Source organism: Planctomycetia bacterium (assembly GCA_016795155.1).
Classification (GTDB): Bacteria; Planctomycetota; Planctomycetia; order Gemmatales; family HRBIN36; genus JAEUIE01.
The window spans coordinates 162707-175130 of sequence record JAEUIE010000029.1; the positions used below are offsets into that span (position 1 = coordinate 162707).

16 protein-coding genes are annotated in these 12424 nt (G+C 51.5%); 7 read left to right on the forward strand and 9 right to left on the reverse strand.

All coding sequences use genetic code 11. The features are described from left to right. Positions 1-2 precede the first annotated feature (2 nt). The 6 genes from JNJ77_11710 to JNJ77_11735 all read right to left on the reverse strand — a co-directional run bounded on the left by JNJ77_11710 (position 3) and on the right by JNJ77_11735 (position 6058). The gene (locus JNJ77_11710; GenBank protein MBL8823247.1) at positions 3-1046 is read right to left on the reverse strand and encodes a class I SAM-dependent methyltransferase; all 1044 of its coding nucleotides are present in this window, start codon (positions 1044-1046) and stop codon (positions 3-5) included. Then, positions 1043-2311 carry a class I SAM-dependent methyltransferase gene (locus JNJ77_11715; GenBank protein ID MBL8823248.1) on the reverse strand — a complete coding sequence of 423 codons (1269 nt, stop codon included), beginning with the start codon at positions 2309-2311 and terminating at the stop codon, positions 1043-1045. The genes JNJ77_11710 and JNJ77_11715 overlap by 4 nt, the downstream gene beginning before the upstream one ends. 28 nt (positions 2312-2339) lie before the next feature. Continuing rightward, positions 2340-3173 carry a DUF1365 domain-containing protein gene (locus tag JNJ77_11720; GenBank protein MBL8823249.1) on the reverse strand — a complete coding sequence of 278 codons (834 nt, stop codon included), beginning with the start codon at positions 3171-3173 and terminating at the stop codon, positions 2340-2342. Then, entirely contained in the window at positions 3149-4456 is a 1308-nt protein-coding gene (locus JNJ77_11725; protein MBL8823250.1) for an FAD-dependent oxidoreductase, read from the reverse strand. Before JNJ77_11725 ends, JNJ77_11720 begins: the two co-directional genes overlap by 25 nt. Before the next feature lie 214 nt (positions 4457-4670). Continuing rightward, positions 4671-5468 (reverse strand): anti-sigma factor, encoded by a 798-nt coding sequence (locus tag JNJ77_11730; GenBank protein ID MBL8823251.1) that lies wholly within the window; start codon positions 5466-5468, stop codon positions 4671-4673. Between the two features lie 2 nt (positions 5469-5470). After that, positions 5471-6058 carry a sigma-70 family RNA polymerase sigma factor gene (locus JNJ77_11735; protein MBL8823252.1) on the reverse strand — a complete coding sequence of 196 codons (588 nt, stop codon included), beginning with the start codon at positions 6056-6058 and terminating at the stop codon, positions 5471-5473. 304 nt (positions 6059-6362) lie between these two features. On the opposite strand from JNJ77_11735, the gene JNJ77_11740 reads away from it, so the two are divergent. The 3 genes from JNJ77_11740 to uvsE all read left to right on the forward strand — a co-directional run bounded on the left by JNJ77_11740 (position 6363) and on the right by uvsE (position 9112). After that, the gene (locus tag JNJ77_11740) at positions 6363-6848 is read left to right on the forward strand and encodes a fasciclin domain-containing protein (GenBank protein MBL8823253.1); all 486 of its coding nucleotides are present in this window, start codon (positions 6363-6365) and stop codon (positions 6846-6848) included. A 120-nt stretch (positions 6849-6968) separates the two neighbouring features. Beyond that, positions 6969-8198 (forward strand): PQQ-binding-like beta-propeller repeat protein, encoded by a 1230-nt coding sequence (locus JNJ77_11745; protein ID MBL8823254.1) that lies wholly within the window; start codon positions 6969-6971, stop codon positions 8196-8198. Continuing rightward, positions 8195-9112, forward strand: a complete 918-nt coding sequence (gene uvsE / locus JNJ77_11750) for a UV DNA damage repair endonuclease UvsE (protein ID MBL8823255.1) — start codon at positions 8195-8197, stop codon at positions 9110-9112. The genes JNJ77_11745 and uvsE overlap by 4 nt, the downstream gene beginning before the upstream one ends. Here uvsE and JNJ77_11755 read toward each other — a convergent pair. From JNJ77_11755 to JNJ77_11765, 3 genes are all read right to left on the reverse strand, one after another. After that, on the reverse strand, positions 9106-9498 hold the full coding sequence (locus JNJ77_11755) for a redoxin domain-containing protein (protein MBL8823256.1): 393 nt from the start codon (positions 9496-9498) through the stop codon (positions 9106-9108). The two genes, uvsE and JNJ77_11755, sit on opposite strands and share 7 nt — an antisense overlap. Before the next feature lie 253 nt (positions 9499-9751). Then, positions 9752-9895, reverse strand: a complete 144-nt coding sequence (locus JNJ77_11760) for a hypothetical protein (protein MBL8823257.1) — start codon at positions 9893-9895, stop codon at positions 9752-9754. A 17-nt stretch (positions 9896-9912) separates the two neighbouring features. Continuing rightward, positions 9913-10317 (reverse strand): hypothetical protein, encoded by a 405-nt coding sequence (locus JNJ77_11765; protein MBL8823258.1) that lies wholly within the window; start codon positions 10315-10317, stop codon positions 9913-9915. A 279-nt stretch (positions 10318-10596) separates the two neighbouring features. Between JNJ77_11765 and JNJ77_11770 the strand changes: the two genes are divergently transcribed. The 4 genes from JNJ77_11770 (at position 10597) to JNJ77_11785 (ending at position 12422) form a co-directional block, all read left to right on the forward strand. Further along, positions 10597-10992, forward strand: coding sequence for a rhodanese-like domain-containing protein (locus tag JNJ77_11770; GenBank protein MBL8823259.1), 396 nt, complete (start codon positions 10597-10599; stop codon positions 10990-10992). Between the two features lie 54 nt (positions 10993-11046). Beyond that, positions 11047-11700 (forward strand): sigma-70 family RNA polymerase sigma factor, encoded by a 654-nt coding sequence (locus JNJ77_11775; GenBank protein MBL8823260.1) that lies wholly within the window; start codon positions 11047-11049, stop codon positions 11698-11700. Further along, the gene (locus JNJ77_11780) at positions 11697-11969 is read left to right on the forward strand and encodes a zf-HC2 domain-containing protein (protein ID MBL8823261.1); all 273 of its coding nucleotides are present in this window, start codon (positions 11697-11699) and stop codon (positions 11967-11969) included. Before JNJ77_11775 ends, JNJ77_11780 begins: the two co-directional genes overlap by 4 nt. Positions 11970-12032: 63 nt before the next feature. After that, positions 12033-12422: a DUF202 domain-containing protein gene (locus JNJ77_11785; protein MBL8823262.1), complete on the forward strand. Its 390-nt coding sequence runs from the start codon at positions 12033-12035 to the stop codon at positions 12420-12422. Positions 12423-12424: the final 2 nt, after the last annotated feature.

The following is a 12424-nucleotide window of genomic DNA, read 5'->3' on the forward strand; positions in this document are numbered from 1 at the left end:
ACCTACCGTTTCTCAAACAGATAATGAGCAACCCACCACTGGTTGCCCGACTGGTAGCCGAACGTTTCTGCACACGCCATGAAGAACATGCGCCACCGCTGCAGCCACAACCTGGCTTGTGCCTGGCCATAAGTCTGTTCCAGAATCGGCATCACCTCGGAATGACGCTGATCGAGGTTTTGCAGCCAGGCATCGCTGGTGCGCTGGTAATGCGTGCCACTCCATCGCCAGTGGCGCAGCAGACGCAGATCATCCTGATAGTACACAAACAGATGATCGCTTGGCATCATGCCGCCCGTGAAGAAATAATCGGTTATCCAGTCTTTCGGCCCATGGCTTTCATACAGCGCAGGCTGTTGAGCCTGGCAGAAGACATGGATAAACACCTTGCCAGCCTCGTTCAACCAATGCGACAACTGGTGAAACAGTTGCTGATGGTTGCGGAGATGCTCAAACATCTCAACCGAAACAATGCGGTCGAAGCTCTGATCCAGACGAAGATCGTTGATATCCGAGCAGATCACAGTCAGATTGGTCAGCCCGCGCGCTTCGGCAGTTTCCTCGATGTACTTTTTCTGAGTTCGCGAATGCGAGACAACAGTAATCTGGCTGCGTGGATAATGTTCAGCCATCCATAGTGACAGCGAACCCCAGCCGCAGCCAAGTTCCAGGATCGACTGCCCATCTGCCAGTTCGGCCCGTTCACAAGTGATCTGCAAGGCCAGCGCCTCGGCTTCATCCAGTGTTGTTGTGGAGGCATTCCAGAAACAACTGCTGTATTTGCGGTGTTTTCCGAGCACCCAGCGAAAGAACTCGGTGGGCACTTCATAATGCTGCTGGTTGGATTCGACAGGCGCCGCTGCCAGCGGGCTGGACCTGCACATCTGCAAAAACTCGTTGAACTCCTCCTGCAGCTTTTCACAGGAACTCTGCTCAATCTGTTGCAACCTTTTGCCGGCAACGCGGCGAATCCCCCAGCGGATCAGAAAATCAGGCAGCCAGCCTGTTTCTGCCAGTTTCAGTCCGGTGCGAAACAGCGTGCTCACTGCTTGACCCACTCAATCTGGACGAGCCCGGCGGCCCGTTCGTGAAAGACCGCTTCGCAACTGGCAAGATAGAAATCCCACATGCGGATGAACCGCTCATCAAAGCCGAGTTGCCTGACTTCCGCAAGCTGGGCATGAAAGCGCTTCCGCCATTCTCGGAGAGTCAAGACATAGCTCGGAGTGTAATCCTGCAGTTGCACCATGCGCAGGCGGGTCGCTGCTCCCACAGCATGCTGTAACTGGGCGATGGAGGGAAGAAAACTGCCGGGGAAAATATACCGTTGAATGAAATCAACGGATCGGGCGTAGACTGCTTCACGTTGTTCCGGAATGACAATTGCCTGGATGACCATGCGTCCGCCCGGCTTGAGCAGACGATCACAGCAGCGGAAATAATCGACCAGATACTTCTGGCCAACCGCTTCAATCATTTCGATGGAAACCAGTTTGTCGAAAGAACCCCGCAAGTCACGATAATCCTGCTGCAGCAGTTTGATGCGATCTTCCAGACCTGCTTCACGTATACGTTGTGACGCAAACTGATGCTGTGCACTGGAAATCGTTGTCGTGGTAACACGGCAACCTGTCTCGCGTGCAGCATGGATCGCCATGCCACCCCAGCCTGTTCCGATCTCCAGCAAGTGATCATTAGATTCCAGTTGCAGCTTACGGCACATCTTGCGAAGTTTGTTCCTTGAGGCATCTTCCAGCGTCATATCCGGCTCGTCATAGCAGGCACTGGAGTACATCATGGTACTGTCCAGGAACAAGGCGAAAAACTGATTGCTCAGATCATAATGTCCGGCAATGTTCTTCCTGCTGCCTTTTCTGGAATTGAAGCGGAGGCTTTCGAGCAGTTTCTGCAGGCGATTGAACCACCAGGCTGAGCCGGTGTCCATGGCATTGATGGTATCGAAAATGCGTGAAAACAGACACAGCGTTTTGAACAGGTCCGGTGTCGTCCACTTGCCTTGCAGATACGCTTCGCAGGCACCCAGACTTCCCTGCCAGACCATCATGCGATACAGACTGGGATCATGCACGGTGATGGAACCAACATGGCTGGCACGCAACGGGTTGCCGAGCTCATGCTGGCCATCGCCATCCTGGAAGATCAATGCCAGATCGCCGGGCAACTGATCAAATAGTCGCACGATGCGATGGCGCAGTTGCCTTTCATACCAGCTTACCGGCTTGATGTTGCCGGTTGCCTGGCTGATGCTTGTTGGGCGTGAAAGCTGTCCGGGGCTGTTGAGCGTAGTCATATTCTGGATACCAGTATCCTTTATTTCATTATACCGATGTCCCATGGGGTGTGATTCGCTCTATTTCACTTTTTGGATGTGGATAATAAGGCGTCTTTTTCAGCCACAACTTGAGCGCCTGCCAGTAGATAGCGGTAATAACAGATGCTGTCATGCACGGGAACCGCAGCAGGGTCTGCATAAGGTTAGTCGAAGTAATTGGCTTCTTCTGCAGCAAAAGCCTGGCATCAAACATTTTTTCGCTTTCACGCAGCAGAGCGACATCAACCGACAGTTCCCGGCCGGGCATTGAAAAATTCCAGCGGTAATTCAGCTCCATCGGCATAAAGGGGGAAACATGAAAATCCTTCGCATGCTCATAGCTGATACGTGCTGTTTCTCCGAAATGGGTACCTGTCTGCTGCGGAATGACATAGCAGTGTCGTTCGCCCCAGGGTGTATTGTTGATTTCCGCTACCACTGCCTGCAGTTCCGTACCTGTATCATCATAGCAGTAGTAGTAACTCACCGGGTTCATCACATAACCAAAATACCGCAGTTGGGTTAGCAGGCGGATCGGGCCTTCTACCTTGATGCCGGTCTGCATCAGTACCAGTTCCCGCACGCAATCGGCCAGGGGACGAGTCGGATCACCCAGGTGATCGCGACGGCGAAACCATGCCAGCGAAGGCCATCGCGTCGACCAGGCCCACTGGGTGCGGAATACCACGTCCAGTTCATCCAGGTCCAGATACATCATGAACAACTGATACTGAAAGCGATGTACGTGCGGCTGATAACGGGCATGCTGAACCACGCCGCGGTAAATGCAACTGTTCAGAGACTTGGCGGAAGATTTCATACCGGATAATATCCTGCCCATGCCCCTTCAGTTTCTCTGCTGGAAACCGGCATGATCGTCTGCACAGGAACTTCATGACCTGCAAACGCTTCACATACAGTCAGGGCGCTGACCACACCCGCTTCGTGAAAACCGTTGCCCCAGTAAGCTCCGCAGAAAGAGGTCCGGTGTTGCCGGATCACCTCGCGATGCCGACTCTGGGCCTCGCTCCGTTGCAGGTTAAACTGCGGGTGATCGTAATGCAATCGGGTAATCATCTTCTTCTGATCAATTTTCTCATCCTGATTGAGAGAAACGCAATACTGCTCGCTGGTTTTCAGGCCCTGCAGCCGGTTCATATGGTACGTCACCCGTGCACACGGGGCAGGGGTGGCATCAATGCTGGCATTCCACGATGCCCACGCCCGGCGGTTGCGAGGCAGCACGCTGGTATCGGTGTGCAGTGTGACTGCATTGGAAGTATATGGGAATGCACCGAGCAACTCACGTTCCACCGGCCTCGCATCGTTCCCAAGAATCCGCAGTGCCTGGTCGCTATGACACGCAAAGATCACTTCATCAAATACTTCACTGCCCGCACGAGACTGAATGCGAACTTCATGAGCCAACCGCCTGACACTCTGCACCGGACAGGAAACACGTATCTGATTTGCAAAAGGCTGAATCAGTTTCTTGACATATTGATGTGATCCACCTTGAATGACATGCCAGCCCGGCTGACCCAGCAGCTTGTGCATCCCGTGGTGCAGGTAAAATTCCAGTATGAACCGCATGGGAAACCGGTCAATAGTTTCCTGCGGACACGACCACAGAGCAACACTGATGGGATAGAGAAAATTCCGTGTGAACGATCTGGAATAACGCTGGCTTTCAAGAAACTCGCGAACCGTCACCTGCTGACTCAGGGTATTTCCCAGGGTGGCAACCTGTCGATTGAAGCGGAGGATATCACGCAGCATCTGGTAAAACGCCGGTTTCACCAGATTCCTGCGCTGGGCAAACAGATCATTGACTGATGCCGTGCTGTATTCCAGCCCGGTTGCATCACAGCGTCCGCTGAAACTCATTGAAGTAGGCTGGCTCGTAACGCCGAGTTCGTCAAGCAATCTGCAGAAATGGGGATAATTCTCCCGGTTGAACACGATGAACCCCGTATCCACCTCATGCCCTGCAGGCGTCTTGATCGTGTGCGTATGCCCGCCGATGTAATCATTTGCTTCAAAGAGGGTGACATGGTGTTGCTGATGCAATCGATAGGCACAGACAAGCCCCGAAATTCCCGATCCAATTATCGCAAGTCGCAAGTGCAACTCCTGTCAGCCAAAGACATTGATGAAGTCAGATATTCGTCTGGTACATAGACCTGGATGCACTTGGAAGTATCTAGTGCAATCTGGAATGATGAGGGAGGGTATGCAAGAATTCTTGTGTGGACTTGTGGGTACAAGCAATTATTGTACATCAGCCTAGGTCATTCGGGGTGCCGAACAACCCCACTGTCTGAAAACCAGATTTCAATTACTTCGAAACCGAAGCCATAAACACAATCTTTTCGCGTTTGGATACCATCACGCCACCAGGCTGTTCCACGGTGATGGCAAACAACTCAGGCTTGGTTACCTTCAGATTCGCCTTGATGGGGATAATCAATTCGCCATCCTTGTTCACATCAAATACGCCACCATCAGTCGGATTTTCCTTGGAGAAAGGTTTGGAATCGAAAATCCAGAGCTGATATTGCGATTTACCGGGATCGTTTACTGGCATGCCCCGAAGTTTCATGTAGCCTGTCTGTAGATTGTCATCCCAGAGCACTTCACCGGCGATCTGCTTCTTCTCATCACCGGGACCAGCCTGCCCTCTCACTTCCAGGGCGCCCTTTTGCTTCAAGTTGAGGTAAGCTGACTCGTTACTGATATCAGGCTTGGGGATGAAGAATGCTACCAGGAGTGTTGCTGCAGCCACCCAGCCTGCGTAACCCAGAGCCTGCGACCATTTCAATCGCGAGCCAGTCATCGGTTTGCCGACGGCAGTGACCATCGGTTCCACACGCTTGCGCTGCGAGTTATCTGCAGCGATCGCTTCACCCTGCGTCTGAAGTTTGCTCAGCAGGTGAGCAGGAATGGGGTCATGCTCGGTGGTTGAGTAAGCCATATCGAGTGCAGCAGCGGTGAGTTCAAAACTTTCCTGACTGAGATCAGGGTGGTGTTGAAGCAGGCAGTCAATCCCGGCCTGTTCGGCAGGATCAGCACCCTGCAAAGCCCGGTCAGCCAGCAGTGCCTGTATATGTTCCAGAGGAGTGTATTTTTCTTGCATGGTTAAAGCCCTCCCGCCAGAGCAGGGTTAGGCAAAGGGGAAAGCATGCCAGCGCGGTGCATTCCCAGAAGTTCTCTCAATCGCATCAAGCCTCGCCGGGCATGGGTTTTCACCGTTCCCAGCGGCAATCCGGTTGACAGGGCAATCTGTTCATGGGTCATCCCATGATAAACGGCCAGTTTCAGTACCTCTTGTTGTTCGGGACGTAATTCCGACAAGGCAGCAATGGCCTTGGCTGCTTCATCCGCGATTTCCATTCTCGTGCTCACCGAACCTGATTGTGGCTCGGGGACCGATTCGGGTAGTGTCACATGTTCTGCCCGGCGACCCAGTTTCCGCCGACGATCAATCAACCGACGTCGAGCTACCATCGTGATAAACGTTGCTTCACTGGATAATGCCGAGTTGTATCGATCTGCGTTTTTCCACAGTTCAACAAAGATGTCCTGGACGGCGTCTTCCGCTTCAGTCGCATCGCCCAGAAAGCGGCGGGCCAGCGACCACACCATTCCACCATAACGCGAAAGACACTCTGCCACTGCAGATTGTTCTCCTCGGGCTATTCGTGGAAGTAACGGATTGACTACCATCCAGGTCTGGTTCCGTACAGGTTGGGTTAACGTGAAAGACGAGCATTGCTGCCAGGCAAGATGCACGTACAGTCACTCATTATATTCAACCTATTGAAGAACACAGATTCAAAATTGACAAATTCCAGACTCAATTGTTGACTCTCAAAAACATTCTGCAAAATCGTTACTCGAATTGAATCCGATATCCTCCCTCTCCCGTACAAGGCTCCTGTAGGAAGTACGATCGGCTTCCTGCAACTGACATATTGAAAGGTGATGGCATGGTGCCAGCACCACATCGTTTACATCAAGGATAACAAGCATGATTCGTTACACCATTGGTATGCTGGCTTTAGGCCTGATTGTTGCAACTACTGTTGCTGCTGCTCGCGTCGACAATGAGACTATCGTAGCTACTGCTGCTGGCAACAAGAATTTCAGCACACTGGTCGCTGCTGTCAAAGCTGCTGAACTCGTCGATGTTCTTAATAGTGATGGCCCATTCACAGTCTTCGCCCCCACTAACGCTGCTTTCGAAAAGCTGGGTGAAGATACGATCAAGGCCGTTCTCGCTGATAAGCCCAAGCTGACTGGCATTCTTAAAGCACACGTTGTCAAAGGCAATGTCATGGCCGCTGACGTCGTCAAACTCGATGGCGAAATGGTTGAAACCCTCAATGGCAAGTTCCCCATCAAGGTCAAAGATGGTCAGGTCTGGATTGGTGACGCCAAGGTTGTTAAGACCGATATCAAGTGCCGCAACGGCGTCATTCACGTAATTGACACTGTAATTCTGCCCAAGAGCTAATCAAACTGTTCTTCAGAAATCCAGCTTCAACTGTGAAGCTGGATTTTCTGCATTATCGGAATCCGATTTACCTGAAAGTATTCAGCTATGTATCGACGACTTGGCTGTTGTTTTTTCTGCATGTTTTTAACAATATCAAGTGCGATGACCCAGGAACCTGCGACCTGGCCGCAGTGGCGTGGTCCCACTCGTGATGGCATGGCTTCGGGTAACTTTACCTGGCCTGATACTCTGCAGGGCAACGTACTTGAAAAACTCTGGCGGGTTGAACTGGGGCCAAGTTACTCTGGCCCAATCATTGCTGGAGAGAAGGTCTTTATCACCGAGACACTGAATAAGAAGACCGAAACAACCCGTGCTCTCGACAGAAAAACAGGCAAGATTCTCTGGTCGCGGGAATGGGCAGGAGCCATGACGGTTCCCTTTTTTGCACGTGCCAATGGCGACTGGATTCGCAGTACACCCACCCTTGACGGTGACTCTCTCTATGTAGCTGGCATGCGCGATGTGCTGGTCTGTCTTGATGTCAACACTGGTAGCGAACGCTGGCGAGTTGATTTTGTCAAGGAATTGAATACTCCATTGCCTGACTTCGGCTTCGTTTGTTCTCCACTCGTTGTAGGCGATCATGTTTACGTGCAGGCAGGCGGTGGCTTCGTCAAACTCGAGAAAAAAACCGGAAAAATCCTCTGGCGCACGCTCCAGGATGGCGGTGGCATGATGGGTAGCGCCTTCTCATCGCCCATCTTCTGTACGCTGAATCAAAAGCCTCAGTTGCTGGTACAGACACGTACCAAACTGGCATCGGTGGAGCCGGAGACCGGCAAAGTCAATTGGTCACAGGAAATCCCCGCTTTCCGAGGCATGAATATCCTGCCACCTACACTGGTGGGTGATGCGATCTTCACCGCGAGTCATTCAGGCGGAGCTTTTCTGTTTCGTGCCGCTGCCAGCAACAATGCCGTTCAGGAAGTCTGGAAAAAACGATATGAAGGATACATGTCTTCACCAATCGTTATTGGTGATTACGCTTATCTGCACATGAAAAACCAGCGCTTCAGTTGCATTGATATTAAAACCGGCAATCCGACCTGGACGACCACCAAGACATTTGGCAAATACTGGAGCATGGTCGCCGCCAAGGACAAAATGCTGGCTCTCGATGAACGGGGCGATCTGCTGCTCATCAAGGCAAACCCGGAAAAGTTTGAACTGCTCGATACTCGAAAGGTATCTGAACAGGAATGCTGGGCCCATCTGGCTGTCTGCGGTGATGAAATCTATATTCGCGATCTCCAGGGTATTACCGCCTATCGCTGGAAATCGCCTACCGCAGCAGCAAGCAAATGATTCGCCTGGGCTTATGCTGTTGTTTCTCTGATGAGCCTATACGCTTCTCCACGACAACTGCTGCTGCCATCAGTCGACTGGCACGCCAGGCGGCACTGGAGAAACTGGGCAATCTGGCTCTTGCTAATGCCCACTCACTGATCGCCGCTCTCAGCTATTGCAGCGAAAATGGAATCGGTTGTTTCCGTGTGCTGAGCCAGATACTTCCACTCAAAACACATCCGACACATGGTTATGAAATTGCCGATCTCCCGCAGGGCAAGGAGATCAAATTGCTGTTTCTGCAGGCTGGTGCTTTCGCAGGTAAGTTGGGCATCAGAACCTGCTTTCATCCCGATCAGTTCGTCGTTCTGAACTCGCCTAAACCCGAAGTGGTGAATGCTTCCATTCGTGAACTGGAATACCAGGCTGAAGTAGCAGAGTGGATTGGCGCTGATGTCATCAACATTCACGGCGGCGGTGCGTTTGGCGACAAGCCCAGGGCGCTCGATGCATTCGCCCAATGCCTGCAGCGACTTTCCCCTGCAGTCAGAAAACGCTTAACTCTGGAGAACGATGACAGGATCTATTCTCCTTCTGACCTTCTGCCTCTGTGTCAGTCGTATCAGATTCCACTCGTGTACGATGTTCATCACCATCGCTGTCACCCCGATAACCTACGTGTGGAGGAGGCTACCAAACAGGCGATTGCCACCTGGAATCGGGAACCCTTGTTCCACATTTCCTCACCCTGTGAAGGATGGAAGGGACCAAAGCCACAGCGCCATCACGACTATATCAACATCAGCGATTTTCCTCGCTGCTGGCTGAAACATAACCTGACCGTTGAAGTGGAAGCCCGTGCCAAGGAGAAAGCTGTTCTGAAATTAAGCAGCCAGCTTACTGTGAGGAAAATCCAAGTCGCTACTCACTGACTGCGTCGCAATGCCAACATAATATCTGTTACCGTAGGGCGGTCTGACGGATCAGTACTGCGATGGGCATAGATTAACTTACGAGATCGGTCGACGATAAAGTCGCCACCCAGTTGCAGCAAATCTTCCTGCTTCACTGGTCGCCTGATTCTCCAGCCACGGAACATGTGGGAAAAATAACTGCCGAGCACTTTGGGAGATAAGAACATCCAGACGCTGCCTGGCTGCAACCCCAGTGCCTTGTAAGTCATTCGTTCCGGGTCACATACTACAGGAAACGGCTTTGGATTATCTTCGAGCCAGACTATTAAGTTCTGTGGTTTGCTTTGCGTTACGACGATCAACTTTGCGCCGAGTGAACGAATCTCTTCCAGATGTTTCTGCACCTCGCCGAGGTGTGCCTGGCAGAGGATTCACATCAGATGGCGAAAGTATATTAGCAGAGCTGATCCGGGGGACAACTGCGATATGGTTACCTGTGTTCCATCAGGTTGATGAAATACGAGGTCAGTTACCATGTCTCCCAGTTTGATCATATCAGTGTTCTACAGCTTTAGTTGCTGCTGCAGGGGGGACTGGATGGGTTTCGATGACCGGATTCTCGACAGGCCGCGACCGCGGCGTACATGCTCCACTCAGTCAGGTCTGAACACCCATGCTCGGCAGTATCCAGAGTTGCAGGGCAAAGTAAGCACCGATTAATCCAGCCAGCATCAGCAGGTCCATCATCGGATTTTTCCGTTTGGGAGTTATCGTTGTGTTCTGATCAGGTGAAGTATCCATCGTTTTGCTTCCTGAGATTATTTTCTTGGTTGCTCGGGTGCTGCATGATTCTTGCGTACTTCAGCATGCCCGTTTTTAACGAAGAGGCTTACTACATCTGCGTGAGCCTCAATCAGCCTGGCAGTAAACGGATCATCAGAAGTTTCAATCACCTTTACACCTTTTTCCGTTTTTTCCACAGACATCGTTATTTTAGAACTATTTCGAAAGACAGCGGCGAACAGTGGATCACGCAGGTGAATGCCACGTCCTTCCTTAACGCGACGATGCATCGCTTCCACATGCTCTTTAATTTTTTCGGCAACCTGGGGCTTGGTGGATTCAGTAATTGTCTCAACGCCGTTTTTCCGTTTTGTAACATCCCGCGTAATTTCGGTGTGATGAGATAGAAGGAATTGAAAATCTTCCTGATCTTTTTTCATCCGTTCATCTTTCCGACCTTGTCTGGGCATTCCTTCGGATGTCGGCCCTAGTGCTAGGGTCGCTGTATGAGCACCCAGGAACAGCATACAGGTAGTCGTCACGGATAATGCCATCGTTCTTCGCATGTTTGAATCCTCGTTGGTATCTTCCGCAGCGTTGATCCAGTTACCTGGTAAAAGTTACAAGTGATTTCGGGAAACGCGCTGTAACCTTTTTCCGTATACGGGATCAAAAGTTCTGCATCAGACAGGTGCTGATGGAAAATTCCAATCAGGAGGATGGTAATGCGTTACCTCTGTAGTTGTGCAATCTTGTTCCTAAGTCTGACAGGTACCAGTCGAGCGGGTGATCATACCAAGGATTCTTTGCAGACCGTCAAGCAGGGAGTAGCATCCCAGAAAGCATTGCTGGTTGATGTCCGTGAAAACGATGAATGGAAAGAGGGACATATCAAGGGGGCAAAGCATCTGCCTTTATCACAACTGCAGAAGGGCGTGAATAAGGAACAACTGAAGCAGGTCCTGCCTGAAGGCAAAATCATCTATCTGTACTGTGCTGCCGGTGGTCGGTGCCTGAAAGCTGCTGACTTGCTGAAGAAACAGGGAATAGACGTCAGAGCACTCAAGCCAGGTTACGAAGCTTTGGTTCGTGCCGGTTTTGAGAATGCACCCTAGTATCCGGTGGGAGGTTCGGCTATGCTGATAGCGTTTCCTTCGTGATTCAGGATCATGCAACTTGATCAGCCACATGCTGGTGCCACCGAATCAACCGATGAGTGCCTGTCTTTGCTCAGGCAGGCACAAACGGGTGATTTCTCGGCCTTCGGACAATTGATCAATCAATTGCAGCATCGGGTCTACGGCTTGGCCTATCGCATGCTGGGAGAAACACATGATGCCGAAGATATCACACAGCAAACGTTCCTGAGCCTGATCGAACATCTGGATAGTTTTCGAGGCGAATCCCGCGTGAGCACCTGGGTGATGCGAATCGCTGCCAATCATGCCTTGAAGCTACTTCGTAAAAGGAGAGGTTTGCCGGTGGAGCCTTCAGGCGGCATGCCTCATCCGGAGTTTATTGCGCCCTGGCGTGAGCAACCGGGTGTGCTGGCGGAACAGGCCGAAACCAGCAAACTGATTCATGAGGCCCTGCGCGAAATCAACTCCGGCTTACGGGAAGTATTCGTGCTTCGCGATATAGAAGGATTTTCAGTGAAGGAATCAGCAGAGCTACTGGGGATCAGTGAGGCTAATGTTAAAGTTCGCCTGCTCCGAGCCAGATTGTCACTGCGTGAACGATTGACTGCAGTTCTGGGCGATCAGGCATTGCGTGTCATACCTGATCATCAACATCATGCTGCAAACACAGGTTACGCATCATGAACGAGCATACACATCAAGGCATGTCCTGCGACGAGTTATTGAAAGCGCTCAATGATTATGTTGATAACGATTCGCTTTCAGCTGCCTGCCAGGCATTTGCTGAACATCTGGCGGGTTGTAATCCCTGTCAGATTGTCGTCGATAACATCCGAAACACCATTAAGTTGTTTCAGAATGGCAAGCCATACCCCATTCCGCCAGAATTCGCAAAACGGCTCAATGCTGCCCTGGCCAGTCGCTGGCGTGAGAAATTTCATGCAGCAAGATGATCTGTTCGATTGCACATATTCATCTTCAACAGTTGATAATCAGAATCGGGAAGGGTAACAGATATGCCAGGCGAAAACAGCAACCTACTCGATGATATTCGCGTTCCCCTGGCGGCGGAACGCACCTTGCTCGCCTGGATTCGCACTGGCTTGGCCATGATGGGCTTCGGCTTCGTCGTCGCACGTTTCGGTGTATTTCTCCGCGAACTGCATCCCGCTGATCATGCCCAGCATCCGGAGTACAGCAAGTCGCTCTATATCGGTGCCGGCATGGTTATTCTGGGCATTGCCATCAACCTCCTGGCCGCCGTTGGGCACTTCAGGCTGCTGCGACGATTGGAAAAAGGATTCACGTACAAGCCGTCACTCTTTTCACTGGTGATGGTGATTGCCCTGTGCGTTGCCATCATCGGTATCGTCATGACCGTGCATCTGCTCGGCATGACAGGCTGACA

Excerpts from the sequence above, each read along its gene's own strand:
- JNJ77_11715 (MBL8823248.1), bottom strand. The coding sequence starts at position 2,311 with ATGACTACGCTCAACAGCCCCGGACAGCTTTCACGCCCAACAAGCATC.
- JNJ77_11720 (MBL8823249.1), bottom strand. The coding sequence starts at position 3,173 with ATGGGCAGGATATTATCCGGTATGAAATCTTCCGCCAAGTCTCTGAAC.
- JNJ77_11730 (MBL8823251.1), bottom strand. The coding sequence starts at position 5,468 with ATGCAAGAAAAATACACTCCTCTGGAACATATACAGGCACTGCTGGCT.
- JNJ77_11735 (MBL8823252.1), bottom strand. The coding sequence starts at position 6,058 with ATGGTAGTCAATCCGTTACTTCCACGAATAGCCCGAGGAGAACAATCT.
- JNJ77_11740 (MBL8823253.1), top strand. The coding sequence starts at position 6,363 with ATGATTCGTTACACCATTGGTATGCTGGCTTTAGGCCTGATTGTTGCA.
- JNJ77_11745 (MBL8823254.1), top strand. The coding sequence starts at position 6,969 with ATGTTTTTAACAATATCAAGTGCGATGACCCAGGAACCTGCGACCTGG.
- uvsE (MBL8823255.1), top strand. The coding sequence starts at position 8,195 with ATGATTCGCCTGGGCTTATGCTGTTGTTTCTCTGATGAGCCTATACGC.
- JNJ77_11760 (MBL8823257.1), bottom strand. The coding sequence starts at position 9,895 with ATGGATACTTCACCTGATCAGAACACAACGATAACTCCCAAACGGAAA.
- JNJ77_11765 (MBL8823258.1), bottom strand. The coding sequence starts at position 10,317 with ATGAAAAAAGATCAGGAAGATTTTCAATTCCTTCTATCTCATCACACC.
- JNJ77_11770 (MBL8823259.1), top strand. The coding sequence starts at position 10,597 with ATGGTAATGCGTTACCTCTGTAGTTGTGCAATCTTGTTCCTAAGTCTG.
- JNJ77_11775 (MBL8823260.1), top strand. The coding sequence starts at position 11,047 with ATGCAACTTGATCAGCCACATGCTGGTGCCACCGAATCAACCGATGAG.
- JNJ77_11780 (MBL8823261.1), top strand. The coding sequence starts at position 11,697 with ATGAACGAGCATACACATCAAGGCATGTCCTGCGACGAGTTATTGAAA.
- JNJ77_11785 (MBL8823262.1), top strand. The coding sequence starts at position 12,033 with ATGCCAGGCGAAAACAGCAACCTACTCGATGATATTCGCGTTCCCCTG.